Raw genomic sequence first — 26,407 nt, 5'->3', positions numbered from 1 at the left:
GTAGCCCTTATTCCATCTCGAACCCTTAATCTTTCCCAATAATACGGACTTCGCGCTCCAAGGTCACACCAGCTGATTTTTCAACTGTTGCGATGACATGAGCGATTAAGTCTTCATAATTTTTGGCAGTACCATGATCGACATTGATCATAAAGCCAGCATGCTTTTCTGAAACCTCTACACCACCAATCCGGTGTCCCTTTAATCCAGCTTCACTAATCAATTGTCCAGCAAAGTGACCCACTGGCCGTTTAAAGACCGAACCACAAGATGGATACTCAAGTGGTTGCTTAAGCTCACGCAAATGAGTCAAGCGAGCCATTTCTTGATTGATCTGATCATAGTTGCCTGGCGCTAGAGCAAACTTAGCAGCAATCACCACATCTCCTGTCTCTTGGATCTTGGAATGACGATAGCCAAAGGCTAATTCTTCTGCTGTTAAGGTTTTAATTTCTCCTTCTGGCGTCAAGACCTTACACGATTTGAGAATGTGGGCAATTTCACCACCATAGGCGCCAGCATTCATATAGACAGCTCCACCGATGCTACCTGGAATCCCACAGGCAAATTCAAAACCTGTCAAGCTATGGTAGCGGGCTACATGAGTCACATCGATCAGCTTAGCACCTGCCTCTGCTTCAATCACATACCCATTGACCCGGATATCATGAAAATGATCAAACATGATCACAAAGCCTTCAATCCCACTGTCACGGACGATAATATTGGAAGAATTCCCCAAGACCATCCAAGGGATTTCCTGGGCATTTGCAAAGGTAACAATTCGTTTTAATTCATATTGATTGCGAGGAAAGGCTAAATAATCTGCCGCCCCTCCAACCTTGGTATAGGTATATTGTTTGAGTGGCTCATTGAACAAAATCTCAATACCAGCCAACTCCTCTTTGATTTGCTTTACGATTTCCATCTCACAACTCTCTTCTATACGTTATCTTATCCATTATAACAAAAACCAGCCCACTTTTCGACCCAGAAGTAAAAAACAGAAACAGCCAAAGGACCGATTCTGTTTTAATTTTTTTAAACAAGGGTTAATTGAATTAGCCAATCTTACGTGCAATACCACGTGTTTTTTGAGTAGACAAGGCCGAGCTAATGGCAACACCACCCCCAATAATAGTGAAGACTGCCAACATAAAGAAGTTAAAGAAGTATTTTTCAGGTGCTTCACCATTTAGTACAAGGGAATTGATCAAATCAAATCCATCACTAAAGTCGAGTCCAAGCTGTTTAACTGCTTCTAAGGCATAGTCAAATTGGTGAACGAGAACAATAGTCACCAACAAGAGGATACTAGAAATAACTGCACCAAGTTTGCTAAATTTCTTCCCTAAGATCTCATAGCCTTTGACAACACAGATCCCAAGGATAAAACCAGCATAAAAAGCTACGTAGCCGAGACGGGCAATAAAAAGAGTAACAGCCCCTCCAATAATGGCACCAATAAAGGCACCGACTGTTCCAAGAAGGACATTTTCTTTCTGACTATTATATGAATCTGTTTCAATTTTTAATTGGGAACTCACAATTTGATAGTTTTCTTCATTCATCAAGAAAAGGGAATCTCCAATCTGGTAGAGACCAACCGGTCCTTTTTCACCAGAGTAGCCACAAACAGTGTAGAAGCCATTGGTTTGTAAAAATTCCAGGATTTCTGTTAAGGCTTGGTGAATGTTTTCAATCGTTTTTGCTTTGGTCATCCCAGCTTTTACAGTGAAAGTTGTGACATATTGGTTGAGGCTAATGCTCTTTAGAACAGAAGATTCTTTGACCATTTGATGCAATTGAGCCGCTGCTTCCTCTGCATCATCACGTGAGACAGAAAGAGCAATGGTAAAAACATTTTTTGTGTCGGTTTCTTTCATTAAGAAGAAATAGCCAGAGTTTTCCCCATAAATAGATGAGGTTTCCGGATCATACTGGAATCCAAGTTCCGTAGCAAGTTGATGACGTTCAAAGTCTTTCATTAGAATTACAATCTCCTTTACAATTCTATCTATCTTTCGAATAATTGTTTATTATCCTAAAATAATTTGATAGACAAATGATTTATAGAACTATTTTATCATAGATAAATAAAATTAGATAGACTAATTTAGCCTATCTAATCATTTTTTATGGAATCAAGATTCGCTGTCCTCTACCTTAACACCAGTTGTGTCAATCTTTAGTGAGAAGACCTGACCATTTAAGCCCTTAGACTCCAAGTCTTTGGCAAAGGCTTCTGCATGTTCAACTGGAAGCAAGGTCATAATAGTTGGACCTGCACCAGAAAGGTAAGTGGCATAAGCATCGTGTTGATGTGCAACTTCTTTCACCTGAGGGAACTCTGCAACCAACTGTTGGCGGTAGCGCTCATGGAAGCGATCCGCTTCAATAGCTTTTCCTGCGACTCGTAAGTCCCCCTTAGCAAGAGCAGCAATGGCCACGTTTGCAATTGAACTAGCTGCCACAGCTTCCTTATACGTCCACTCACTAGGAAGGACGTTTCGACTATCGCTGGTCTTAAGTTCGTAATTGGGAACAAAGGCTACCAAAGCACACTCAGGGAATGGAAGGACCAAATGATTGGTCTGCTGATCCACATAGCTCGCTACGACCAGATTTCCAAAAATAGCTGGGGCTACGTTATCAGGATGCCCTTCAATTTTTGTCGCAATTTCTAGTTTATCTTCATCACTTAGAGCTAGCTTGCCCAGTTGATTGGCCAACTCAATCCCCGCTACGATAACAGAGCTAGAAGAACCAAGTCCACGCGCCAAAGGCACTTCACTGGTCATCTTGAGACGATGAGGAGGCAAATCAGCTGCGACTTGGAGAGCAGTTTGAAGCAAGAGATTCTCTTCGTCGCTTGGAATCTCCTCTCCCAAATCGTGTTCAATCCACCAGTTTTCTTGCGCTTCTAGCACATCAATGGTCAAATACTTAGAAACAGCGATTCCAACAGAATCAAATCCGGGTCCTACATTGGCACTGGTTGCTGGAACAATAATCTTCATGCTTATTCTCCTAAGACCTTAAAGGTATTCAAGAGTTCGAAATTCGGCTCTGAATCCAGTTTTTCAACCAAGTTCTTGAATTGTGTCTGATTGACTTGGTGGGTAATGATGACCACACTTGCATAGTGACCATCCGTGTCTTCTTGGAGGATTTGCTTGAAGGAAGCTCCTTCTGCATTAAAGATCTCCGCGAGACGCAAGATTTGACCAGTCGCATCTGGTGCCTTGATTGAGAAGTAATAATTGTTCTTCACATCTTCAGGCTTAGCCAATTGAAGAGGGCGGCTGTACTCATTGAAGGCTTTACCGATCGTTCCTTCTTTTAGACGACGGACAATGCGAACGATGTCGGCTACAACACTAGTCGCAGTTGGTTTTTGGCCTGCACCTGGTCCGTAGTACATAGACTCACCAATCCCGATAGATTCCACATAGACCGCGTTCATAACGTCGTTCACGCCAGCAAGTGGATGTTGTTTTGGAAGGAAGGTTGGTGTCACTTCTGCTGCAATCCCTGACTCTGTTTCTACAATGGATCCGACAAGCTTAATCACATAGCCAAGGCTTTGAGCGACTGAGACATCTTGAGGAGTGATCTGGCTGATCCCTTTGTGACCCACTTGATCAAATTGGATGTTCATCCCAAAGGCAAATTGACTCAAGATCACCATCTTGTAGGCAGCATCGATCCCTTCGACGTCATTGGTTGGGTCACTTTCAGCGTAACCAAGTCGTTGCGCTTCTGCTAAAGCATCTTCATAAGTCCAGCCTTCTTCCACCATTTTGGTCATCATGAAATTAGATGTTCCATTGACCACACCGAGAACTTTGGTCACCTTGTCAGAAGCCAAGGAATTCACCAAGGTCCGAAGGATTGGGATCCCACCCGCTACGGCCGCTTCATAATAAAGAGCTACTCGGTGTTTTTGAGCAACCTCTAACAATTCACTTCCATGAACAGCTAGAAGGTCTTTGTTCGCAGAGACCACATGCTTACCTGCTTCCAGAGCACGGGTGATAAAGGTCTTCGCTGGCTCAATCCGGCCCATCAATTCAACTACGATGGCAATCTCTTTGTCTTCAATGATCTCATCGACATTGGTCACAAAGTTGTAGTCATGGCCAGCCGCTTGCAAGCTTTGCTTTTCCGCATCATCACGAATCAAGACCTTAGCGATCTCAATGTCATCCTGAGCAGCCTGGCTGATTTTTTCATGGTTTTCTTTTAATAAAAATGGTACGCCACTGGCAACAGTACCAAATCCTAATAAGGCAATTTTAACAGACATGTTGGTCTCCTTAAAAATCTAATATATTCCATTATATCAAAAACTAGGCCCTTCTGACTAGTTCTTTGGCCTTCATCCTCTACAAGAACTTTACCTTTTGGGATTTAGACCTCCTCTTCAAAGCAACTAGCAACTCATTCCTACAAAAGCCAGCGAGATTCCCTGAAATTTTTCCCCAATTGTAACTTTGTCTTTAAATGATTTCCTGTCCCTATGATATAATGATAAAGAATAAGAAAGGGGTCACTATGAATCACCGAAAAAGACGCGTCCCAAAGAAAATACGATTATTACTTATTTTAAATGCTTTTCTGTTATTCTGCATCTTCATTTTAGGCTTTCTCCTATTGAATCGTGTTGCAACAACTCCCGTTGCTGACAAGCAAGAAATAAAAACAAGTCAGACGATGAAACAGCAAAGAGCTACTACTAAATGGGTAAAACAAGATCAACATGTAAAAATCCCGATCCTCATGTACCACGCTGTTCACACGATGGCCCCTTCAGAAGAAGCCAATGCCAACCTTATTGTAGCACCAGAAACTTTCGAGAGTCATCTCAAAGCCTTAAAAGAGGCCGGTTACTACACTTTAACTCCTGAAGAAGCTTATCGGGCACTCACAAAAAACGAACTGCCGGAAGGTGGCAAAGTCGTTTGGTTGACCTTTGATGATGGAATTGCTGACTTTTATACCATAGTCTATCCTCTCCTAAAAAAATACCAAATGACCGCAACCAACAATATCATTACTTCTTTTTCTGACGAAGAAAGACCCAGTGTTTTAACCTTCGATCAGATCAAAGAAATGAAAGCGCAAGGTATAACCTTTGAGAGTCATACGGTATCTCACCCAGACTTGGCCCAATCAGATAGCTCTCGTCAGGAATCTGAATTGGCGACTTCCAAACAAGTATTAGACAAGAAACTGCATCAAACCACTACCACCATTGTCTACCCAGCCGGTCGCTACTCTGATGTCACCATGGAACTAGCAAAAAACAATGGCTACAAAATGGGCTTAACAACCAACAATGGACTAGCTAGTCTAGACGATGGCCTCTACTCACTAAAACGCCTGCGGATCTTACCAACTACAACAGCAGAAAACCTACTTGCCGAAATGCAACCTAATCCATAAACATACAAAAAGCACGAGTCCGAATGACTCGTGCTTTCTTTCTCCATAATGGAGGCTTTTATTTCGATTTGATGTAGTTCACACCATCTGCTTTTGGTGCAACCGACTTACCAAAGAAGGCTGCTAGTACGATGATGGTCAACACATACGGAGCAATACGGAGGTATACTCCAGGAATATGGGCAAGGAAAGGAATCTGCGTAGACACAACCGCCAAGGCTTGTGAAAGGCCAAAGAATAGACTTGATAGCATGGCACCGATTGGGCTCCATTTACCAAAGATCATAGCCGCTAGCGCGATAAATCCAGGTCCCACAATGGTAGTGGCAGAGAAATTGACAGAAGCAGATTGCGCATACAAGGCACCCCCAACTCCTCCTAAAAATCCAGAGATGAGCACACCATAGTAACGCATGAGGTAAACATTAATCCCTAGGGTATCCGCAGCTTGTGGATGTTCACCAACTGAGCGAAGGCGAAGACCAAATTTCGTTTTAAACATGATAAACCATGCTACAAATGAAAATCCAATCGCGACATATCCCATTAAACTTGTATTCTTGAAGAAGATATCGCCAATGACAGGAATATCAGACAAGAAAGGAAAATCAAATTTACCAAAAGACAAATCGATATTGTTGGTTTGACCTTTTCCGTAGATGGCTTTTACCAAGAAGACAGCTAAGGCAGGAGCCAACAAGTTCAATACTGTACCACTCACCACGTGGTCAGCACGGAAGTTAATAGTCGCTACCGCATGGATGGCAGAGAAAATAAGACCAACCAAACCACCTGCAAGGAGAGATAACCAGATTGTCATGCCACCAAGAGAGCTAGCAAAAGTCAAGTTAAACACAACCCCTGTGAAAGCTCCCATAACCATGATACCTTCCAAACCGACATTAACGACACCAGCATGTTCGGAGTAGGCTCCTCCGATACTAGTGAAAATGAGGGGAGCAGCATAGACCAGCATATTCGATACAAGTATCGTTAGTATAGCAACAGTATTCATTCTTACTCTACTCCTTTCATTTGTTTCTTAGGCTTGATGTATTTTTCGATAATGTAATGAGCACTTACAAAGAAGATAATCGAAGCTGTCACAATATTGACAAGTTCTGGTGGAATAGTCGCTGTGGTCATACCTGGTGCACCTGTTTGCAAGGTTCCAAGCAAGAAGGCCGCAAAGACAATCCCAATAGGAGAATTACTAGCAAGTAGAGCAACTGCCATCCCATTAAATCCAACAGCCAAGGAACCAGCTTGAACATAAACGTTCTGGAAGGTACCAATTCCTTCTACTGCTCCACCAATCCCACATAGGGCACCTGAAATCACCATGGAAAGGATGATGGTCCGTTTAGCTGACATCCCTGCATAGTCTGAAGCATTGGGGTTAAGACCAACAGAACGAATTTCAAAGCCAAGTGTTGTTTTCTTGATAATGAACCAAATCACTGCAACGGCAATCAAGGCAATGAAGATCCCGATATTCATCCGTGACTTAGTCAATTCTGTCAAGAACCCTAGGCGGTAACTTGCATTTGCTCCTACTGGGATACTAGATTCAGAATCGACCATGAACTTTTTAGGGAAGTTCCGGATGATTTCATTTCCAGCAAACAGTACAATGTAGTTCATCATAATGGTAACGATTACTTCACTCGTTCCCAAAAATGCTCGTAGGAGTCCTGGAATCAATCCAATGAAACCACCGGCAATTGCAGCCACAAGGACGGTCAAAGGAATCATCAGAATGCGAGGAATATCTGGGAAGGATAGAGCGAACCATACAGCCGCAATCCAACCTGCCAAAGCTTGTCCAGGTAAACCGACATTAAAAAATCCAGCTCGACTGGCTACCGCAAATCCGAGAGCAATCAATATCAGTGGTCCCATAGAACGGAAAATTTCACCCACATTTTTTATGGAACCAAAAGCTGTCTTGAAGAGTTCTTCATAACCCCAAAGAGCATCATAACCAAAGATCCACATAATAATGGCTCCGAGGATGATTCCTAGGATTACAGAAATAAAAGGAATAGCAATTTGTCTTGTATTTTTATTCATTTGAAGCCTCCTTGATTTCTCCACCAGCCATTAGAATACCAAGCTCTTGTTTGTTGGTCTCAGATGGCTTCACAATACCTTGGATTTTTCCATCATGAATAACAGCAATCCGGTCTGATAGATTTAGAATTTCATCTAATTCGAAGCTGACAACGAGGACGGCTTTTCCTTTATCACGTTCACCAATCAAACGTTTATGGATGTACTCAATCGCACCAACGTCCAATCCACGTGTCGGTTGGCTAACGATCAACAAATCTGGATTCCGATCAACTTCACGAGCAATAATGGCCTTTTGTTGATTTCCTCCTGATAGAGCGCTTGCTGGCACAATCTCGTTGGCTGCACGAACGTCAAACTCTTCCATCAACTTGCGGGCATAGGAATTAATTTGATTGTAATTCAAGACACCATTCTTGCTAAGTGGTTCTTTGTAGTAAGTTTGAAGTGCGATGTTTTCAGAAAGCATCATTTCGAGCACAAGACCATCACGATGACGATCTTCAGGCACGTGGCTGACATTCATTTCAGTAATCTTACGTGGGGAAAGGCCAACAACTTCTTGTCCCTTAATTTTGATACTACCTGATTTGACTTTACGGAGTCCGGTAATAGCCTGGATCAATTCACTCTGACCATTCCCATCAATCCCTGCAATCCCGACAATTTCGCCTGCGCGAACATCAAGAGATAGCTCTTTGACCGCAGGAACACCACGGTTTTCATTCACGACTAAGTCAGAAATTGCAAGAACCACTTCTTTAGGCTGTGCTTCTTCTTTTTCTGTTACGAAAGAAACTGAGCGCCCAACCATCATTTCTGCCAAATCTTTATTGGTAGCACCTTCGATACCAACGGTTTGAATAGATTTACCACGACGAATAACTGTGACACGGTCTGCAACGGCACGAATTTCATCTAGTTTGTGAGTGATAAGGATGATAGATTTCCCTTCTTTAACAAGGGTTTTCATAATTTCCATCAACTCCAAAATTTCAGCAGGAGTTAACACTGCAGTAGGCTCATCGAAAATCAGAATATCAGCTCCGCGATAGAGCGTCTTCAAGATTTCTACACGTTGTTGAGCACCGACAGAAATATCTTCAACTTTTGCGGTAGGATCCACAGCCAAGCCGTAGCGTTCTGACAACTCAAGGATATCTGCATTAGCTTTTTTCAAATCTAATACACCTTTATTAGTAACTTCGCTACCAAGAATGATATTTTCTGCAACAGTGAAAGCTTCCACCAACATGAAGTGCTGGTGAACCATTCCAATTCCTAGAGAAGCAGCCTTAGAAGGAGAATCTAGTTTTTCAGACTTCCCATTGACCACAATTTCTCCGCTCGTTGGTTCCAAAAGACCAGCCAACATATTCATCAGGGTTGATTTCCCAGCTCCATTTTCACCAAGAAGTGCATGAATTTCACCTTTACGCAATTCGAGGTTGATTTTGTCGTTTGCGACAAATTCACCAAAGATTTTGGTAATTTCACGCATCTCAATGACGTTTTCGTGTGCCATTCGAATATTCCTTTCTAGAAAACTATATTTTATTTCAGTAGGACCTGCTAAACGAGTTAGTAAGTTCTATTGAGACAAAATGTCCCAACACCTCATAAAAAAGCGACCCAAGAAGGATGGATCGCTTCTGGAAGGTTTTATTTCTCAGGTGCTTTTACACTACCATCGATAATTTGTTTTTTAGCATCTTCTACTGCTTTTTTAGCATCTTCAGAAAGATTAGAAGTTGTCAAATCAACACCACCATCTTTCAAACCAAATGTGATCACTTTTCCACCTGGGAATTTGCCATCAGCAGTTTGAGTTGCGATTTCTTGAACAGTTTTACCAACTTGTTTCAAAGTAGAAGCCAATACGAAGTTAGATTCTTTACCATCTTTTGAAGTGTATTTACCTTCATCAACTTGGTCACGGTCTACACCAAGAACCCAAACTTTTTCGTCTTCGTTTTTCTTCTCGTTCAAGTCTTTTGCTTCCTTGAAGACACCAGCTCCTGTACCACCAGCAGCTTGGTAAATAACGTCAGCTCCTGCAGCGTATTGTGTCGCTGCAATGGTTCTACCTTTTTCAGGGTTGTTGAAGTCTTCAGCATATTGTACGTCTACTGAAATGTCTTTGTTTACAGACTTCACGCCTGCTTCAAATCCTTTTTCGAAACGAGTGATAACTTCACCACGTGCTCCACCGATGAAACCAACTTTGTTAGTCTTAGTTGTTTTGGCAGCAGCAACCCCTGCAAGATAAGCAGCTTCATTATCTGCAAAAACAGCAGATGCTACGTTCTTTTTGTCGCCTACAACAGAGTCAATGATAACATAGTTGATATCAGCATTTTCATCTGCAGCAGCTGTAACAGCTGGAGCAAGTTTGTAACCAACACCGTAAACTAATTTGTAGCCGTTTGTAGCAGCTTGGCTAAAGTTATTTGCAAAATCTGCTTCACTTGTAGATTGGAAATAAGTAAAGCCGTTATCTTTAGAAAGACCGTTTTCTTTACCCCAAGCTTGTAGACCTTCCCATGCAGATTGGTTAAATGATTTATCATCAACACCACCTGTGTCAGTAACGATAGCAGCTTTTAAATCAGTTTTTGCATCTGAAGAATCTTTGCGAGACGCACGATTTCCACATGCAGCAAGTCCGATTGCAGCGACAGTTACTAGACCTAGGCCTAACCATTGTTTCTTGTTCATTTCTGAACCTCCTAAATAAGATATGCAACTAAGTTGCGGATTAATGAAAGGGTCAATAGACCGCCTTTACAGATGTTACTAGGTAAGATCTGTAAAGGAATATGGAAGCAATTCCTTGACCGTCATCACGACCGTCGATTTATCTTTGGCTACCAGAGTAACCGGTAGGTCTGGCTCGAAAAATTCAGCCATCACCTGGCGACAAGCACCACAGGGTGAAACTGGTTTTTCCGTCTGACCATAAATAATTAATTCCTTAAATGAACGCTCTCCTTCTGAAACAGCCTTAAAGATGGCTGTCCGCTCGCCACAATTGGTCAAGCCGAAGCTCGCATTTTCAACATTGACTCCTGTATAAATCTTTCCCTCTGCTGTAACTAAGACAGCTCCAATTGGAAAGTGAGAATAAGGCACGTAAGCATTCTCGCTTGTTTTTACAGCTAGGTCAATCAACTCAGTAGTCGCCATGGGCTACTTCTCCCTTCATGATGGCTACTCCAGAGGAAGTGCCGATTCGGTTAGCACCCGCTTGGATCATAGCTTGAGCATCCTCATAGCTACGAGTACCTCCAGATGCTTTCACTCCCATATCCGGTCCAACAACCTGGCGCATGAGGGCAACATCCTCAACGTTTGCTCCACCACTAGAGAAGCCAGTCGAAGTTTTCACAAAGTCTGCTCCTGCCAATTTGGCAATCTGGCAAGCCACTACTTTTTCAGTTTCAGTTAATAAGCAAGTTTCGATAATCACTTTTACCAAGCGATCGCCACTTGCTTCTACAACGGCCTGAATATCTTCTTCTACTAATGTCAGATTTTTTGATTTCAAGGCACCGATATTGATGACCATATCGATCTCATCGGCTCCATTTTGGATGGCATTTTGAGTTTCAAATGCTTTAACAGCTGGTGTGTTCGCGCCAAGAGGAAAACCAATCACCGTACACACTTTTACATCTGAATCCCGAAGTCCTTCTGCAGCGAAGTTAACCCAGGTCGGTTGGACACAAACACTCGCAAAATCATATTCTTTCGCTTCTTCGATCAAAGCCTCGATTTGTTCTTGTTGTGCATCAGGTTTTAATAATGTGTGGTCAATATATTTGTTTAATTTCATTAATAAATCTCCCCCCCAAATGAATTACGAAACGATTTCAATAATCTCTGAAACGCTTACAACCTCGTCTAGTATTTTAACATTTTTTTGGAATTCTGCAATGTTTTTTTGACAAATTTCTAAATTTGTATAAATAGTTGCAACAAGCTCCCCTTTTTGAACAGGATCACCGACTTTCTTAGCAAAAACAATTCCTGTTTCATAGTCTAAATCATCTGATTTTACTGCTCTGCCAGCCCCCAGACGCATAGCGAAGAGTCCGTGTTCCATGGCAGGCAAGGCTGCAATATAGCCATCCTCTTCTGCATAGACAGGCACCTGTTCTTTTACCTGAACTGGACGGTAGAGATCTTCTAAATCGCCACCTTGAGCAAGGACCATTTCTTCAAATTTCTTCAGAGCTTTGCCGGCTGTCAGATGTTGCTTGACTTCTTCCAAGCTGGCCGTTACCCCGCCAAGCTCCAACATAATTTGAGCCAATTCACAAATGAAGTGGGTGACATCTTCTCTACCTTTGCCTTGAAGAATATCTAAGGCTTCAAGAATTTCAAGACGGTTCCCAATGCTGGTTCCCAAAGGTTGGCTCATATCCGTCAAGACAGCAATGGTCTTGCGCCCGACAGCATTTCCAAGGTCCACCATAGTGCGGGCCAATTCACGCGCCTCTTCGATGGTCTTCATAAAGGCCCCTTCTCCAACGGTAACATCGAGAAGGATAGCATCTGCTCCAGCCGCAATCTTCTTACTCATAACGGAACTGGCAATCAATGGAATCGTGTCAACTGTTGCCGTCACATCTCGAAGTGCATAGAGAAGCTTATCCGCCATGACCAATTGATCAGATTGGCCGATAACAGAAAGACCAATGTCTTGTACTTGTTTGATGAACTCTTCTTGGGTCCGCTCAACTTGGAATCCCTTAATCGATTCCAATTTATCAATGGTCCCCCCTGTATGTCCAAGACCACGACCACTCATCTTGGCTACTGGAACTCCAAAGCTGGCTACTAGAGGGGCCAATACAATCGTTACTTTGTCCCCTACACCACCTGTTGAGTGTTTGTCCACCTTGATGCCTTTAATAGCGGAAAGGTCGAATTGCTCCCCTGTCTCCACCATCTTCATGGTCAAATCTGAAATTTCTCGGGTCGTCATCCCCTTGAAATAAACCGCCATGGCAAAGGCAGCCATTTGATAATCAGGTACTGTTCCAGCCACATAGCCTTCGATCAACCAATGAATCTCATCTTTACTCAACTCAATGCCATCACGTTTTTTCTGAATGATATCTACAGCTCTCATGTGACTTTTTCACTCCTTAAAATATAATAACCTTTGTCTTTTTTGAGGATTTCACAATTCCCAAAGACTTCCTCCATTTTGGCCTTCGCACTTGGAGCTCCCTGTTTTTTCTGGATGACAATGGTTAAGTCTCCACCAGGATTCAAATGGTCAAAACTTCCAGAAAGCACTTGATGGACTACCTTTTTCCCAGCCCGAATGGGAGGATTACTGATAATATGATCAAAACTTCCCTCAACCTGATCATAAACATTGGATTGGAAGATTTTTGCTTCAACTTGATTTAAATCTGCGTTTTTCTGAGCTAGATCTAAAGCCCGTGTATTGACGTCTACCATAGTCGCATGGATCCCTTGGGCCTTAACCAAAGAGAGACCAAGTGGACCATACCCGCAACCAACATCCAAAACCGTCTCTCCTTGCTGGAAGGACAAACAAGATAAAAGGACTTGGCTACCAAAGTCGATCATTTTCTTACTAAAAACACCGGCATCCGTCAGAAATTTCATCCGCTCCCCTAAAAGAACCACATCTAACTCATGGATATCATGTTGGGCATCTGGATGTTCGTCATAGTACATTTTACTCATATTAGCATTATAGCATAATTTAACCTATTTTTAAATCGTTTACAGAAGATCTCAAAACTGATATACTAAAGGTCACTATGGAGGAAAGGCTTGCAATGGATAAAGAATTTCTACACTTCGAAAAGATCAATCGACAAACTTGGCAAAATCTCCACCGGAAATCAACCCCTCCTCTGTCTGAAGAGGAATTGAATTCAATCAAGAGTTTTAACGACCTCATTAGCTTGCAAGATGTAACAGATATCTACTTACCCTTGACACATCTGATTCAAATCTACAAAAAAGCGAAAGAGGATTTAGCATTCTCAAAAGGCATTTTTCTCCAACAGGAAAGTAAAAAACAGCCTTTTATGATTGGAATTTCAGGGAGCGTGGCTGTCGGCAAATCAACGACTAGTCGTCTCCTTCAAATCCTTCTTTCTCGGACCTTTTCAGATTCTACTGTTGAATTGGTGACCACCGATGGTTTCTTGTATCCCAACGCCACCTTGATTGAACAAAACATTCTCAATCGCAAGGGCTTCCCTGAAAGTTATGATATGGAGCTCCTTTTGGATTTCCTCAACCAACTCAAAAATGGTCAAAGCTATCAAATCCCCGTCTATTCTCACGAGATTTATGATATCGTCCCTGACCAGAAGCAAACCATCCAAGCTGCGGACTTCATTATCGTAGAAGGAATCAACGTCTTTCAGAATCCTCAAAATGATCGGCTCTATATGACAGACTTCTTTGACTTCTCCATCTATGTGGATGCTGAGGTTGCCAATATTGAATCCTGGTATATCGATCGCTTTAAAAAGTTGTTGGACCGTGCAAAGGATGATCCAAACAACTACTACCACCGCTTTACCAAGCAACCTGAAGAAGAAGTCCTCGCCTTCGCTCATCAGGTATGGGAGTCGATCAACCTCTTAAATCTAAAAGACTATATCGAGCCCACCCGGAACCGAGCCGAACTGATCCTGCACAAATCTGCCAACCATGAGATCGACGAAATCTATCTCAAGAGATAAGAGTTTTAAGACAAAATGATCTTTAAAAAAATAGCGATTCGAAGAAAAATTAGTTTGGGCTTGTCAAAAGAAAAGTTTTCAGATATAATAAGAGAGTTAGATTATCATTGGAGGTGAAAAAATTGGCAAACATTAAATCAGCTATCAAACGCGCTGAATTGAACGTTAAACAAAACGAAAAAAACTCAGCTCAAAAATCAGCTATGCGTACTGCAATCAAAGCTTTTGAAGCAAACCCATCTGAAGAACTTTACCGCGCTGCTAGCTCAGCTATCGATAAAGCAGAAACTAAAGGTTTGATCCACAAAAACAAAGCTAGCCGTGACAAAGCACGTCTTGCAGCAAAACTTGGCTAATCAAGCATTGCATACAAAATGAGCTCCTCGGAGCTTTTTTTGTTGCTTCCAAATGAGGAGAAGACATGAAAATTATGATTATCGGCTATTCAGGATCCGGCAAGTCAACTTTGGCTGAAAACCTAGCCCGTTACTACTCCATTCCAAAGCTCCACATGGATACCCTTCAATTTCAACCGGGTTGGATAGACAGTGACCGAGATTGGATGGAGCAAGAAATGAAACAGTTTCTCAGCGATCATAGAGACTGGGTTATTGATGGCAATTACTCTTGCTGCTGCTATGAGGAGAGAATGGAGCAAGCCGACCAGATCATCTTTCTCAACTTCTCTCGTTGGAACTGCCTCTATAGAGGGTGGAAACGATATCGCCGTTATAAAGGCCGCGTCCGTGAGAGTATGGCAGAAGGCTGCCCTGAACGCTTTGACTGGGAATTCATCCGTTGGATTCTCTGGGATGGACGAACAAAAACTGCCAGAGTAAGGTATCAAAACATCCACTCCACCTACCCCGAAAAATTTATCTCTCTCAGGAATCAAAAGGAACTGGACCGTTTCCTAGATAAAGTAAAAAATGATCTACCGGAATCGAAGTAAACACTCGATCTAGTAGATCATTTTTCTTATTTTCTTTTCTTTTGTGGAAACAAGGGAAGACCTAAGGAAGCCATCTTCTCCGCCGGCACCTTCATGCCATCCTTAATCCACTTGGCTAGGACAGAGACAATAGCTGAGCTGAGGAAGGAATTCAGATAACTAGCTGGGCCTTGTGAGGATTTTTGACTTTTACTCCTCTTTTCCAGAAATTCATAAACGGCCTTGGTGAGCAGTTTCTCAAAATTATAATCGACGGCCAAGCTGATAATGCGGGCTTCCTTCTTGGCCTCTTTAAAGAGATAGACCCAAATCTGGTACAAATCGGTCTTGAAATTATAGCCTTCCAAAGACTTGGTAATCTTCGAAACAGTTGATTGGAAGATGGATTCGAGCAATTCTTCTTTTGACTCGTAATTTCGGTAAAAAGCTGCACGAGAAACGCCTGCTCTCTCCACCAATTCTGAAATGGTAATCTTTTTCAAGTCCTTTTTATCCAACAACTGAAGCAAGGAAATCTCCAAGGATTCCCGTGTGATGGCATTGCTTTCTTGGTTGGACCGTTTCAAATTTTCTAAGGATTTTTCTGATATCTTTCTTTCTGCCATAACACTTACTTTCTATCTGTATCATCTGAATGTATCTGCTTTCAGAGAATGCAACTTCATGATATAATTGTAAAAAAAGACTAACCACTTGTCAATGTACAATTATTTACATTTTGAGGTAATAAAAATGACATGGAAAATTATTGCAGATTCTGGCTGTGATTATCGTACTTACGAAAGTGCTGCACCAGATACTAGCTTTGTTTCAGTGCCCCTTACCATTCAGATTGGTGAGACCATCTATACAGACGACGCTAATCTGGATACAGATAAAATGATGGAAGATATGTATGCAACGACTACTGCTTCCAAATCAGCTTGTCCTAGTCCTGATGACTTTATGAGAGCCTTTGAGGGAGCTGACAATATTATCGTTGTTACCATCACTGGAACTTTGTCTGGTAGCCACAATAGTGCTCAAGTCGCTAAAAAGCTTTATCAAGAAGATCATCCGACTACCAACATTCACGTGATTGATAGCTTATCAGCTGGTGGTGAAGTGGATCTACTCGTTCGTAAACTTCATCAACTCATCGCCCAAGACCTTGACTTTGATCAAGTGGTCGAAGTCATCACCAAATACCAAGAAAAAACCAAACTAATCTTTGTCCTTGCTAAAGTCGATAATTTGGTCAAAAATGGCCGACTCAATAAAATTATCGGAACAGTTGTCGGCCTCTTAAACATCCGTATGGTCGGCCAAGCCAGCGATACTGGAACCCTTGAGCTCCTCCATAAAGCCCGTGGCCAAAAGAAAGCTATTTCCACTACTTTTGAAGAAATGCTCAAAGCCGGCTATAAAGGTGGACATATCACCATCGCTCATCGTCGCAACGATAAATTCGTAGAACAACTCTCTGCCTTGGTCCATGAAAAGTTCGCCAATGCGGATATCGAAGTTCTTCCAACCTCAGGCCTCTGCAGCTTCTACGCTGAAGAAGGTGGCCTCTTAATCGGCTATGAAATGTAACAACAAACTATAAAAGAGGCTGGGACAAAAGTCCTAGCCTCTCAATTGTCTTTGGATTATCGAGCAAGACGCAGTGGTTGAGTGGGCTCTACTACGCTGATTTCATCAGTTTTTACAGCCCTACTCAACTGTGCGGAGGTGGGACGACGAAATCGAATTCTAACGAATTACCGATTTCTGTCCCACTCTCTTTTACCATACAGATTCCCTCCGGTCAGGACCAGAGGGAATTTTTTTATTCACCAATCTCTTGGTTAAATTTATAAAAAGTACGTTTATAGATAGAAACAGTTGCAAAAGTTCCTATAGCTGCAATGAGAAGATAAATCACACTAGCAATCAAGGTGGTGAAGGCCACAGCAGAGAGATAGAAAGCAAATCCTATCAAAATTAGCATGACGATAATAAAGATAAAGATCAATAAGCCTCTCAGAGCAGCATTTCCTCTATTACGGTTCATCAGATCCGTTACAGTCGACCAATTGGTCGTTAAGAGCTTGTAGTCTCGTCTAAAAGCGATCACACTCAAACTCAAACTGGTCAAAAACCAAATCAACAACATAGCTAGAAGGGAGAGGGGATGGACCCCAAAGTAGCAAGATACCCCTACTAAGAGCACGATCGGCAAAGCAGACTGGACCGAAAAGAGGATCCAAAATTTCTTCAAACAATAGCGCTTAAAGTCAATCGGAAGGGCACGAAGATAAGCGAAATTTTCCCGCTCCAAGGAAATCCCAATACTGGTCAAGCTTTCGACAGAGTTGAAAACTCCAATCATAAAAGCAATCAGCGATAAAGGAAGGAGATATTGGGCCGTGAGGTAGTTTTCAATTTGGAGGGAAGCTCGCGATGCCCCTAAAAACAAGCCAAATGTGAACAGATAAGGGAAAATCGCCATCATGAAGATGACCTGGGTCAGCAAGGTACCATCACTCAGAAGCCGTTTATGATAGGAAACGGTAAAGCGATGAAAGGCCTTCTGATCTCCTAGCTTCATCTGACTCACCCGCTCCTTGACCGCATGGCTGGAAGAAACCTCAAGGGCAGCATCATAGAAATGAGGCAAGACCTGACTTTTTACCAGCCAAAGAAGGACTACTAGAACCAATACCCAAGCCAACATCCCCACTAGTGCAGCTGAATCCAAAGGATTCAAGATAAATGTATGAAAGACCTCTATCGGAGGAAAAATACTGGGTTGAGTGACCAGATCACCCGCTGCCGAGTGCTCTGACTGGAGCATATTGATATAAAGATAGGCTCCAATGGAAATGAGACTACTCAATCCAATGATGAGGTTAGACACCAAACTCGTGTGTTTCTTAAAGACAGCTGATTTGGTAATCAGATGGGATAGGAACAAGGTGCCTAAAAAGAGGATGGAGAGGAGAATCATGGCACAAAGAAGGCCAAGAAGGAGCCCCACCAAAACATTTCCCCCTGCTTGAATAGGAAGAATGATGAAATAACTCAGCATTGGAAGCAGGGCCATCAAGAGTACTAAGATGACCGAAATACTCTTTCCTGCAATCACTTCTGCATCCGAAAAGGCATAGGGACGGTAAAATTGTAAATCCTTGCTTTCGTAAAAGACATTGTAAAAACTCATCAAGCCTTGGGATATAGCTAAGAGCGCAAAGAGCGTAATCATATTGACAAAGGGACCAGGGCTAGAGACAAAATCGTTGGCACTAGAAAGTATCCCAAAAAGGAAGAGATAAAGGAGACCGATAAATATATAGGTCCGAATGGACTGGGCGGAAACATTGACCTTCCTAGTCGGATCCTTTTCCTGCTTCTTTCTAAATTTCGCTAATTGCGCAGGCTGAGTCGCATAGATAATGTTGACATCGACTAGGCGACGAACCATTTTAAGACGCATCTGGACTCACCTCTTCTCTTCGACCAGCCAGTCCAAGATAAATGGACTCTAGGCTTTGTTCTGGGTGTTGCCCCTTTAATTCCTCGATGGTGCCATAAAAGATGAGGTTCCCCTTCTTCAGAATGGCAATCTTATCACAGAGCTGTTCTGCTACTTCGAGGACATGGGTAGAGAAGATGACAGTGTTGCCCTTGTCCGCATGCTCCCGCATCATCTGCTTCAGATCGTAAGAGGCTTGGGGATCCAAACCAGTCATAGGCTCATCTAGAACCCAGATGTCTGGATCAGATAGAAGAGCCCCGATGACAAAGACCTTCTGGCGCATCCCATGAGAGAAAGACTCAATGACCTCATAACGATGACTAGCAAAGTCAAACAGATGCAGCAAATGCTCCAAGCGGTCATCACATTCCTGCTGGCTCATATCATAAGAAGTAGCGACCAACTCCCAAAATTCATTGGCCGTCAAACGAAGGAAGAGATCTGGCGAATCGGCTACGTAGCCAATTTTCTTCTTTATTTCCAAGCGATTGCTATAGAGGTCTTTCCCATCTACTAGGATTCTACCAGTCGTCGGGGTGATGACACTGACCAGACTCTTAATGGTTGTTGATTTCCCGGCTCCATTATGGCCGATCAATCCGACAATTTGCCCATCTTCAATGGTTAAGTTCAAATGGTTCAATGCCAGTTGACCATCGTAATCCTTGGTGACACCTTGAAATTCAATCATAGATTCTCCTTCTCCTATTCCACTTCCCTAATGAAAGAAAGTGGTTACTTATTTTGCCTATATTTTAGTCCTCTTTTCCTCATTTGTCAATGGAAAACTTAAGTATTAAAGCAATTCATCAAAGCGATAGAGAAGGCCAAACAGATAACTAGGAATGGTATCTAGGAGATCCTCCATAAAGACCCGCTCTCCTCTTTGATGGAGTTCCTTGCCCCAAGGTCCCAAATTGACTGCTGGCACTTGGATCTGGGCAATTTTTTCCAGATCCAACTCGTAGACTTGAGAAGGGGTCGCCAAACTATCCAAGACGACCTGATAGCTTGCTAGGTCTCTCTCCAAGGCGCAATAACTGGTATCACAAATGCCCATGAAGTATTCCTCCACCTTCAGGGTCAAGCCGCGTCTTCCTAAATAATGGCGGTAATCATCCACCAGGGTGCCAATTTTGAGACTGGTGTTTGGTAAAGAGCGACAGTTCATGGATGGGTAATAGGGTGGTGCAAAGCCAATAACGACCAATGGAGTCTTCTCCGCTAGGAAGTCTAAGTAAGCTTGGATCTGCTGGATGGCAATGGCCTGATAGCTGACTCCAGTTAAGAAAGCTTGGTAGGCCCTTTGCTCACATTGCTCTTGGAAGCTTGAAAAGCCTTCCTTCTTTTGGCAACGATCCAGCAATTCTTGATAGCTGATCACCCATGGCTGAGCTATCAAATGTTCTTGTCCCGCTTGGTCCTGGAGGGACAGGTATTTGACATTAAACTCATCAACCGCTTCCTGGCTCAACTCCTTGATGCGTTGCAGCAATTCCTGAGGGGTCTTTTTCAGATGCAGCACACTGAAATAGCCAGCAGCGTAGAGGACCGTCGATACATCATATTGCTCCTTCAAATCTCGCAGATAAGACCAAGAAGGGAGAGGAGACTGCTCTCCCAGCGCTTGGTCGGATAGGTCTGGATGGAGATCCAATTTCGATGCGACTGCGATTAAGAGAGAGAGGGCGTTGATTCCTTTTAGAGGCTCCTTCATATGGGATAAGACACCCTGAGTCACGACGACTGGCATGAGCTTGCCGACAGTACCGATGTGCAGGATCTTCTCCTTATCACTAGTGGCTTCAAAGGGTTCTGAATCGACCGCTAAGACATAGTCCAAGTCAAACTCATCTTTTAACTGACAGAGCAAACTTAATGCTCCTCTCATCCCACGTGAATAGGACTCCTCATCTCCCACAGATAGGTAGAGGAGGTTGACCTGACCCCCTTCTGGATCGGAGGCGTAGGCTTCTAAGACACCCAGTTGGAGCGCTAAAGCCGCCTTCATGTCACAAGAACCTCGTCCAAATTGCCATTGGCCAGAATCTAGGTCCTCCTGCATTTCTGATCGAAAATCAATGCCCTTCAAGGCTTGAACCAGTGCCTCGGAATCCAAAGCTATAGGGGCTAGGGGACCGTAATCTTCTAGATCTACCGTATCGTGGTGGTGAAAGAGGATCACTGTCTTTTTCTTGCCCTTATCGACCAAGGCCCAATTGACACTGCGATGAAGATGGTCATTGGGAAGAGGGTAGCGACCAAAGTGCTGGGGGTGACTCTTGAAATATGGAATAGACCCAATTCGTTGGTCTAGATAGTCTTCTATCTCCCTTTCTGTCTCGGTATTAGTAAAGCTCGGTATGGACATTGCCTCTTGAAAAATGGTGGCAATTTGTTCTTGGAAATGTTCTATGGATCTCAATGAAAGCCTCCTTCTGATGTACTGGATCCTTTGGTATGCTATCACCCTTGGGCGATCAGTCTGGTATTATTGATCTTCTTTGCGACGATAGACAACTTTCCACAAGCTAGTCGCAAGGACGGTTAGCAAGCCATAAACTGTCCAGATATTTACTGTTTCTCCAGTTTCCGGCAAGTGAGCTTCCTCCTTTTCAGGCAAGCGAGCGACACTTTCCTCTCCTTGGCTTTTGCTTTCGCTGACATGTGCTAATTGAGCCAATTCTTCTTTCTGTTCTTTACGGAAGTCCATTTGGTCTCGTCCGACTGGTGGTTGTTGTTCCAGATGACTAGCTTGATCAGCAACAGAGACCTTACCGGCTTCTTCCACTACAGTAGGCTTCTTCTTAGCGATTGGGAGAATACGATCTGCCAAGCTTGCATATTCGGTATCCTTTTCACTTGGTTGGTAGCGGAATAAGAGCGACCGACTAGCTTCGACAGTTGGGATGGTTGTTGAAATAGAGTCTGTCTTGAAGGTCACTTCATATGGATCCGCAAAATAGATATAATCCGGATCATAGGTGTGTAGGCTCAAGACCAGACGATGACCTTTTTTCACTGAATACAAGTTCGGTTGCAAGTACATGGTGTAATCATGGAATTCATGTTCTTTCACATCGATGGACCGGCTAGAGCTAGCAGAGTCATAGCGAGAAGCTGGATTGGCCAGATTCATCCAACCACGCGCAATTACCACACTCTTAACCTTGTGGGTCTTGTAACGTTTGAGAGGCAAGGTTTCAAGGTTGCTACCATTCCAGTAGCCTGTCTCATCGATGGTTTCTTTTTCCAGTGTGCGCGTGCTGTAGCCATCTTTATCATAGGTGATTTCTTCCTTGACCACATCAAATTCCTCATCGGAAACATCCATCAGGGTCGCACTGACATGGGCATGGTTCTTGTCTCCCTTGACAAAAGCTGCGCTAAAATGCACCGGAATATGACCTTTGATGGTCGTATCTTGGTCGACGGTGGCTGCATAGGAAGCTGCCACTTCGGAAGAATGGAAGGCTGCATCCTGGTTGCGTGTGGTCCAGTTGTTTCCCGTGCCATAGTAATCACCCGTCACAGTTACCTCTTCACGCTTGGAATAGATCCGACCTGAGATAGCTTGATCCGTATCCCATTTGTCAAAACGGTGCCACTTGCTAGGATCCAAATTGTCCTGAGCCGTTACTTGTGGGAGATTTTCAATGCCATTTTCGATACCGTAGAGGTAATGGCTATACCAGAGATTCATCAGGTCATTAAAGGCTTGTCCTGCCACTTCTGTCCCTGACCAACGAGTGGATGGATAGATGTGATTGCCCTGGTGGAGCAAGACCTTGGGATCGATTCCTGCCTTCTTATAGGCTTCCAGCATAAGTTCGAAATGTTTAGGCTTGACGTTGTCATCATTGAGCCCTTGGATAATAAGAGGGGCTGCCTTTAAGTTGCTTGCATTTAAGGTGTAGTCGCGTTTGGCATATTCTTCGTTGTAATTATGACCATCCTTGTGCTGGAGTTCATTGAGCTTGGTGATATAGGCTGCATAGTAATCCTTGACCTTGTCCCAATCTTCCTTGTCAAGGATCCGGCCTGAAGTATAGACAGATAACCAGGAAAGGTCATTGGAAGCTCCGGTATCAAGGGGAGATCCTTGGCTGTTGAAATGGTCATACCAACTGGCAATCCCTGCTGCTGGCACAATGGTCTTGAGACCTTCCACTCCAGTAGACGCCACTCCAAAAGTTGTCGTACCTGCCCAAGACAAGCCTGTCATAGCAACATTGCCGTTGGACCAGTCTGCCTTGACTTCGTGGTTGCTAGTCTTATCAGAGTAGGCTTTGCGTTTGCCGTTAAGCCACTCCACGATATTCTTGTATGCGGCCACTTCAAGATCAGAGCCGGTCGTATTGATCCCATCGGATCCTTTAGAGCCCAAACCACTACTGGTCACCACTGCATAGCCACGAACCAAGTAGTAATTGTACCAGTTGAGATTTTCGTAATCATAATGCGTATAATCTTCAGAGCTTTCACGCGGATTGACGTAGTACCAATCCTTTGGATCAGCCGCTTTGGCTACTTCTTCTGTCGTAACAGTCTTGGTTGCTTGGCGTTTGGCAGGTTTTTCATAGAGCTTGGCCATCTCGAAGTTTCCACCTTCTTTAAGGCCAATCCCTTCTAAAGTCCGCTCTTCGGTCGTCCCTGTTACATAAGGGCTAGCTTCAAAGATACTGGCAGCCTTATAGTCCCCATTGACAGCAGCTTTTGGCACCTGTACAAAGGTCTTGACTAAATCAGGTTTGCCATCTCCATCCGTATCATAGTCAGTTTCAACATAGACAATATAGCGGACGATGTCACTCTTATCATAGGAATAATGCTCAATATCATCCCCAGGTGAAAATGGGAAGACGGGCTGGGCTCGTCCATTCAAAAAGAGAGGTTTCTTCCGCTCTGCTCGGTATGCAGTATGGAGCTTTTTAGCCACTTCCACCATGCTGGAGAGATCTGTAACTGGAGCAGTACCCTCTACTCCCTCCTTGACCATTCCTAAGCTCTTAGCAAATGCCAATCGGTCTTTATCAGTTGATCCGACTTGGTTTTCCTTGGTCGAAGCCCAGTTCAAGAGGTGGTTGACAGCGTCTATCACTGTAGCTTCCTTCTTCACATCTGCCTCTGCTACTGGTTGACCTGTCACTTCTGAAAGTTCTCCTAGAGTCACTTTAGAAGCGCTAGAAACTGGAGAAGGATTCTTCTCTGCAACTGACACTTCTGCTGATTGAGGAGCATCACTAGTAGGCTGGACAGGAGCTTTTTCTGCTACAGCAGTCTCCTTGGTCGGAGAGGATTCATTTCCCGTTGTCGGCTGAATCGTTGTAGGACCTGTTTCAGCAGTCGCTTGATCCAAGTTAGGTTGATTCGTAAGCTCCTTCTTAGGAGACAGCTCCCCACTTGCTGGAACTGCATCTGAAATAGGAGTGGCTTCAACTGTACTTGGCTGTCCCACCTGGGTAGTCAAGGCTGGTTCTACACCATTCGTAGCTACTTCCTCCGCCTGGACATGGCGCGCCAAAACAACTGGACTCAGTAACAAACTTGCAAAAACAATCGAAACAAGGCTAGATTTTTTCATATACAAACTCCTTTGAAAGGTGTCGTTTTAACGGATTATCCGAAACGACAACAATAAGTAGACAAGATCATTTTTCAATAGATGCAGTAAAAACGAACCCTCCTTTCAACAACGGCATCTCCTCCTGTCAGCAAGCTAGAATTCCTCCCATCTGGTATTACGCTAGCTTTCAAACAGGATAACAACTTAACTGACAGCAGGGAAGATCCTACAGACATTCCTTCCTGTCAATCAAATGATGGAGACACTTCTTCGACTTATAGTCCCTTTTTAGACAGATTGAGCCAACTTGGACAAAACCGAAAAAAATAGTTCCTATTCATGAGGGCAAATTCCCCATTTTTCTCATGCGAGAGCTCATTTCTAGCCCATTTATCCTTAATCCAATAAAGACAGCGTTTTCGAGAGTGCAAACCTTTGCCCTATCCTGTCATTTTTGGTAAAATAAGGCATTATTCACGAAAGATGAGAACAAAATGGAAAATCAAACCTTAATGCAATATTTTGAATGGTACTTACCTTCGGATGGTCAACACTGGTCCCGCTTAGCTGCAGATGCCCCTCAGCTGGCAGACTTGGGCATTCGTAAAATCTGGATGCCACCTGCTTTTAAAGCGACATCTGCCAATGATGTCGGCTATGGCGTCTATGACCTTTTTGACCTTGGAGAATTTGACCAAAAAGGGACTGTCCGCACCAAGTATGGATTCAAAGAGGACTACTTGCAAGCCATCCAGGCCTTAAAAGAAGCTGGAATTCAGCCCATGGCCGATGTGGTCCTCAACCATAAGGCAGCAGCCGATGGCCTTGAAAAGTTTGAAGTGGTCGAAGTGGACCCTAACGATCGGACCATCGTCTTGACTGAGCCTTTTACTATCAAAGGATGGACAAAATTTACCTTTGATGGTCGAAATGGTGCCTACAATGACTTCCACTGGCACTGGTACCACTTCACCGGTACCGACTACGATGCTTCCCGCAATAAGAGTGGCATCTACCAAATCCAAGGGGAAAACAAAGGTTGGGCTCAGGATGATCTGGTCGACAGCGAAAACGGCAACTATGATTACCTCATGTACGCTGATATCGACTTCAAACACCCAGAAGTGGTCGAAAACCTCAACCAATGGGCTGAATGGTTTATTGAAACAACTGAGGTAGAAGGCTTCCGTCTCGATGCGGTTAAACACATCGACTCCTTCTTTATGAAGAACTTCATCCAGCAAATCACGGACAAATACGGAGACGATTTCTATGTATTTGGTGAGTTTTGGAACGGGGATGAACAAAGCAACAATGACTACCTAGCCAGCATTGACTACCAGTTCGACTTAGTCGACGTTGCCCTCCACCAAAATCTCTTTAGAGCTAGCCAAGAAGGGGAAAACTTTGATTTAACCACTATTTTCAATGGTACACTCGCAAGCAATCATCCAGAAAGTGCTGTAACCTTTGTCGATAATCACGATACCCAGAGAGGACAAGCTTTAGAGTCTACTGTTGGTGAATGGTTCAAACCTGCCGCTTATGCCCTCATTCTCCTCCGCGAGGCTGGACTTCCATGTGTCTTTTACGGAGACTATTACGGGATTTCAGGGGACTTTGCTCAGCAGGATTTCCAACCCGAGCTTGATCAACTCCTTCGTATCCGCAAAGACTTATCCTACGGTGAACAAAAAGACTACTTTGACGATCCTAACTGCATTGGTTGGACTCGCTCTGGAACGGAAGAGTCTGCTCCTATCGCCTGCGTGATTTCAAATGCGGCTGCATCTGCCAAACGCATGGAAATCGGCCAAGCATATGCAGGACAGACCTACTACGATGCCCTAGGAAATTACCAAGAACCCGTTCAAATCCAAGAAGACGGCTGGGCTGATTTCCCAGTCTCAGAACGCTCTGTCAGCGTATGGATTTTGGCAGACTAACTAGAAAATTTAATTGACTGAAGAGGCTGGGACAAAAGTTCTAGCCTTTCAATTGTCTTTGGATTGTCGAGCAAGACGCAGTGGTTGAGTGGGCTCTACTACGCTGATTTCATCAGCTTTTACAGCCCTACTCAACTGTGCGGAGGTGGGACGACGAAATCGAATTCTAACGAATGACCG

Annotated in this window: 23 protein-coding genes; 6 read left to right on the top strand and 17 right to left on the bottom strand. The window is 43.5% G+C overall.

Going from position 1 to position 26,407, the window contains the following annotated elements; translation table 11 throughout:
• Positions 1–25: 25 nt before the first annotated feature.
• The 4 genes from murB to HMPREF9421_RS05515 form a co-directional block, all read right to left on the bottom strand.
• Positions 26–928, bottom strand: a complete 903-nt coding sequence (gene murB / locus HMPREF9421_RS05530; RefSeq protein WP_006596020.1) for a UDP-N-acetylmuramate dehydrogenase — start codon at positions 926–928, stop codon at positions 26–28.
• A gap of 133 nt (positions 929–1,061) precedes the next feature.
• The gene (locus tag HMPREF9421_RS05525; protein ID WP_006596019.1) at positions 1,062–1,988 is read right to left on the bottom strand and encodes a hypothetical protein; all 927 of its coding nucleotides are present in this window, start codon (positions 1,986–1,988) and stop codon (positions 1,062–1,064) included.
• Positions 1,989–2,144: 156 nt separating this feature from the next.
• Entirely contained in the window at positions 2,145–3,020 is an 876-nt protein-coding gene (thrB, locus tag HMPREF9421_RS05520; RefSeq protein ID WP_006596018.1) for a homoserine kinase, read from the bottom strand.
• A 2-nt stretch (positions 3,021–3,022) separates the two neighbouring features.
• A complete protein-coding gene (locus tag HMPREF9421_RS05515) occupies positions 3,023–4,309 on the bottom strand; it encodes a homoserine dehydrogenase (RefSeq protein ID WP_006596017.1) in 1,287 nt (428 codons plus the stop codon).
• Positions 4,310–4,530: 221 nt separating this feature from the next.
• Between HMPREF9421_RS05515 and HMPREF9421_RS05510 the strand changes: the two genes are divergently transcribed.
• A complete protein-coding gene (locus tag HMPREF9421_RS05510; protein ID WP_006596015.1) occupies positions 4,531–5,448 on the top strand; it encodes a polysaccharide deacetylase family protein in 918 nt (305 codons plus the stop codon).
• 58 nt (positions 5,449–5,506) lie between these two features.
• On the opposite strand, the gene HMPREF9421_RS05505 is transcribed toward HMPREF9421_RS05510, so the two are convergent.
• From HMPREF9421_RS05505 to HMPREF9421_RS05470, 8 genes are all read right to left on the bottom strand, one after another.
• Positions 5,507–6,463 carry an ABC transporter permease gene (locus tag HMPREF9421_RS05505; protein WP_006596014.1) on the bottom strand — a complete coding sequence of 319 codons (957 nt, stop codon included), beginning with the start codon at positions 6,461–6,463 and terminating at the stop codon, positions 5,507–5,509.
• A gap of 2 nt (positions 6,464–6,465) precedes the next feature.
• Positions 6,466–7,521, bottom strand: coding sequence for an ABC transporter permease (locus HMPREF9421_RS05500; protein WP_006596013.1), 1,056 nt, complete (start codon positions 7,519–7,521; stop codon positions 6,466–6,468).
• Entirely contained in the window at positions 7,514–9,046 is a 1,533-nt protein-coding gene (locus HMPREF9421_RS05495; protein WP_006596012.1) for an ABC transporter ATP-binding protein, read from the bottom strand. The genes HMPREF9421_RS05500 and HMPREF9421_RS05495 overlap by 8 nt, the downstream gene beginning before the upstream one ends.
• A 137-nt stretch (positions 9,047–9,183) precedes the next feature.
• On the bottom strand, positions 9,184–10,239 hold the full coding sequence (locus HMPREF9421_RS05490; protein WP_006596011.1) for a BMP family lipoprotein: 1,056 nt from the start codon (positions 10,237–10,239) through the stop codon (positions 9,184–9,186).
• Positions 10,240–10,317: 78 nt separating this feature from the next.
• Entirely contained in the window at positions 10,318–10,707 is a 390-nt protein-coding gene (locus tag HMPREF9421_RS05485; RefSeq protein ID WP_006596010.1) for a cytidine deaminase, read from the bottom strand.
• The gene (deoC, locus tag HMPREF9421_RS05480) at positions 10,694–11,356 is read right to left on the bottom strand and encodes a deoxyribose-phosphate aldolase (protein WP_006596009.1); all 663 of its coding nucleotides are present in this window, start codon (positions 11,354–11,356) and stop codon (positions 10,694–10,696) included. The genes HMPREF9421_RS05485 and deoC overlap by 14 nt, the downstream gene beginning before the upstream one ends.
• Before the next feature lie 24 nt (positions 11,357–11,380).
• Positions 11,381–12,658, bottom strand: a complete 1,278-nt coding sequence (locus HMPREF9421_RS05475) for a pyrimidine-nucleoside phosphorylase (protein WP_006596008.1) — start codon at positions 12,656–12,658, stop codon at positions 11,381–11,383.
• A complete protein-coding gene (locus tag HMPREF9421_RS05470) occupies positions 12,655–13,248 on the bottom strand; it encodes a class I SAM-dependent methyltransferase (RefSeq protein WP_006596007.1) in 594 nt (197 codons plus the stop codon). The genes HMPREF9421_RS05475 and HMPREF9421_RS05470 overlap by 4 nt, the downstream gene beginning before the upstream one ends.
• 95 nt (positions 13,249–13,343) lie before the next feature.
• Between HMPREF9421_RS05470 and coaA the strand changes: the two genes are divergently transcribed.
• The 3 genes from coaA to HMPREF9421_RS05455 all read left to right on the top strand — a co-directional run bounded on the left by coaA (position 13,344) and on the right by HMPREF9421_RS05455 (position 15,216).
• Positions 13,344–14,264: a type I pantothenate kinase gene (gene coaA / locus HMPREF9421_RS05465; protein WP_006597371.1), complete on the top strand. Its 921-nt coding sequence runs from the start codon at positions 13,344–13,346 to the stop codon at positions 14,262–14,264.
• 107 nt (positions 14,265–14,371) lie between these two features.
• The gene (gene rpsT, locus HMPREF9421_RS05460; protein ID WP_023023719.1) at positions 14,372–14,620 is read left to right on the top strand and encodes a 30S ribosomal protein S20; all 249 of its coding nucleotides are present in this window, start codon (positions 14,372–14,374) and stop codon (positions 14,618–14,620) included.
• A gap of 65 nt (positions 14,621–14,685) precedes the next feature.
• Positions 14,686–15,216 (top strand): DNA topology modulation protein, encoded by a 531-nt coding sequence (locus tag HMPREF9421_RS05455; protein ID WP_006596004.1) that lies wholly within the window; start codon positions 14,686–14,688, stop codon positions 15,214–15,216.
• Positions 15,217–15,242: 26 nt separating this feature from the next.
• On the opposite strand, the gene HMPREF9421_RS05450 is transcribed toward HMPREF9421_RS05455, so the two are convergent.
• The gene (locus HMPREF9421_RS05450) at positions 15,243–15,821 is read right to left on the bottom strand and encodes a TetR/AcrR family transcriptional regulator (RefSeq protein ID WP_006596003.1); all 579 of its coding nucleotides are present in this window, start codon (positions 15,819–15,821) and stop codon (positions 15,243–15,245) included.
• A 127-nt stretch (positions 15,822–15,948) separates the two neighbouring features.
• On the opposite strand from HMPREF9421_RS05450, the gene HMPREF9421_RS05445 reads away from it, so the two are divergent.
• Positions 15,949–16,791 (top strand): DegV family protein, encoded by an 843-nt coding sequence (locus HMPREF9421_RS05445; protein WP_006597376.1) that lies wholly within the window; start codon positions 15,949–15,951, stop codon positions 16,789–16,791.
• 235 nt (positions 16,792–17,026) lie between these two features.
• Here the strand turns inward: HMPREF9421_RS05445 and HMPREF9421_RS05440 are convergent, their stop codons facing one another.
• The 4 genes from HMPREF9421_RS05440 to HMPREF9421_RS05425 form a co-directional block, all read right to left on the bottom strand.
• Positions 17,027–18,673, bottom strand: coding sequence for a hypothetical protein (locus tag HMPREF9421_RS05440; RefSeq protein ID WP_006596001.1), 1,647 nt, complete (start codon positions 18,671–18,673; stop codon positions 17,027–17,029).
• Positions 18,663–19,406 carry an ABC transporter ATP-binding protein gene (locus HMPREF9421_RS05435; protein ID WP_006596000.1) on the bottom strand — a complete coding sequence of 248 codons (744 nt, stop codon included), beginning with the start codon at positions 19,404–19,406 and terminating at the stop codon, positions 18,663–18,665. The genes HMPREF9421_RS05440 and HMPREF9421_RS05435 overlap by 11 nt, the downstream gene beginning before the upstream one ends.
• Positions 19,407–19,511: 105 nt before the next feature.
• Positions 19,512–21,086 (bottom strand): M20/M25/M40 family metallo-hydrolase, encoded by a 1,575-nt coding sequence (locus HMPREF9421_RS05430; protein WP_050786741.1) that lies wholly within the window; start codon positions 21,084–21,086, stop codon positions 19,512–19,514.
• A gap of 120 nt (positions 21,087–21,206) precedes the next feature.
• Positions 21,207–24,299, bottom strand: a complete 3,093-nt coding sequence (locus HMPREF9421_RS05425) for a CocE/NonD family hydrolase (protein WP_006595998.1) — start codon at positions 24,297–24,299, stop codon at positions 21,207–21,209.
• A 476-nt stretch (positions 24,300–24,775) separates the two neighbouring features.
• Between HMPREF9421_RS05425 and HMPREF9421_RS05420 the strand changes: the two genes are divergently transcribed.
• Positions 24,776–26,227 carry an alpha-amylase gene (locus HMPREF9421_RS05420; RefSeq protein ID WP_006595997.1) on the top strand — a complete coding sequence of 484 codons (1,452 nt, stop codon included), beginning with the start codon at positions 24,776–24,778 and terminating at the stop codon, positions 26,225–26,227.
• Positions 26,228–26,407 lie beyond the last annotated feature (180 nt).

This window comes from Streptococcus australis ATCC 700641 (genome assembly GCF_000186465.1).
GTDB lineage: Bacteria > Bacillota > Bacilli > Lactobacillales > Streptococcaceae > Streptococcus > Streptococcus australis.
Note: the sequence above shows the minus strand (reverse complement) of the source record. Positions and strands in the feature narration are given on the sequence as shown.

Bases quoted from the DNA above. Each gene is read 5' to 3' on its own strand.
- HMPREF9421_RS05445 (WP_006597376.1), top strand. From the start codon at position 15,949: ATGACATGGAAAATTATTGCAGATTCTGGCTGTGATTATCGTACTTAC.
- HMPREF9421_RS05485 (WP_006596010.1), bottom strand. From the start codon at position 10,707: ATGGCGACTACTGAGTTGATTGACCTAGCTGTAAAAACAAGCGAGAAT.
- HMPREF9421_RS05435 (WP_006596000.1), bottom strand. From the start codon at position 19,406: ATGATTGAATTTCAAGGTGTCACCAAGGATTACGATGGTCAACTGGCA.
- HMPREF9421_RS05495 (WP_006596012.1), bottom strand. From the start codon at position 9,046: ATGGCACACGAAAACGTCATTGAGATGCGTGAAATTACCAAAATCTTT.
- coaA (WP_006597371.1), top strand. From the start codon at position 13,344: ATGGATAAAGAATTTCTACACTTCGAAAAGATCAATCGACAAACTTGG.
- HMPREF9421_RS05470 (WP_006596007.1), bottom strand. From the start codon at position 13,248: ATGAGTAAAATGTACTATGACGAACATCCAGATGCCCAACATGATATC.
- HMPREF9421_RS05430 (WP_050786741.1), bottom strand. From the start codon at position 21,086: ATGTCCATACCGAGCTTTACTAATACCGAGACAGAAAGGGAGATAGAA.
- HMPREF9421_RS05490 (WP_006596011.1), bottom strand. From the start codon at position 10,239: ATGAACAAGAAACAATGGTTAGGCCTAGGTCTAGTAACTGTCGCTGCA.
- HMPREF9421_RS05525 (WP_006596019.1), bottom strand. From the start codon at position 1,988: ATGAAAGACTTTGAACGTCATCAACTTGCTACGGAACTTGGATTCCAG.
- HMPREF9421_RS05440 (WP_006596001.1), bottom strand. From the start codon at position 18,673: ATGCGTCTTAAAATGGTTCGTCGCCTAGTCGATGTCAACATTATCTAT.
- HMPREF9421_RS05455 (WP_006596004.1), top strand. From the start codon at position 14,686: ATGAAAATTATGATTATCGGCTATTCAGGATCCGGCAAGTCAACTTTG.
- HMPREF9421_RS05510 (WP_006596015.1), top strand. From the start codon at position 4,531: ATGATAAAGAATAAGAAAGGGGTCACTATGAATCACCGAAAAAGACGC.
- HMPREF9421_RS05425 (WP_006595998.1), bottom strand. From the start codon at position 24,299: ATGAAAAAATCTAGCCTTGTTTCGATTGTTTTTGCAAGTTTGTTACTG.
- HMPREF9421_RS05475 (WP_006596008.1), bottom strand. From the start codon at position 12,658: ATGAGAGCTGTAGATATCATTCAGAAAAAACGTGATGGCATTGAGTTG.
- murB (WP_006596020.1), bottom strand. From the start codon at position 928: ATGGAAATCGTAAAGCAAATCAAAGAGGAGTTGGCTGGTATTGAGATT.
- thrB (WP_006596018.1), bottom strand. From the start codon at position 3,020: ATGAAGATTATTGTTCCAGCAACCAGTGCCAATGTAGGACCCGGATTT.
- HMPREF9421_RS05420 (WP_006595997.1), top strand. From the start codon at position 24,776: ATGGAAAATCAAACCTTAATGCAATATTTTGAATGGTACTTACCTTCG.
- HMPREF9421_RS05505 (WP_006596014.1), bottom strand. From the start codon at position 6,463: ATGAATACTGTTGCTATACTAACGATACTTGTATCGAATATGCTGGTC.
- HMPREF9421_RS05450 (WP_006596003.1), bottom strand. From the start codon at position 15,821: ATGGCAGAAAGAAAGATATCAGAAAAATCCTTAGAAAATTTGAAACGG.
- HMPREF9421_RS05500 (WP_006596013.1), bottom strand. From the start codon at position 7,521: ATGAATAAAAATACAAGACAAATTGCTATTCCTTTTATTTCTGTAATC.
- HMPREF9421_RS05515 (WP_006596017.1), bottom strand. From the start codon at position 4,309: ATGTCTGTTAAAATTGCCTTATTAGGATTTGGTACTGTTGCCAGTGGC.
- deoC (WP_006596009.1), bottom strand. From the start codon at position 11,356: ATGAAATTAAACAAATATATTGACCACACATTATTAAAACCTGATGCA.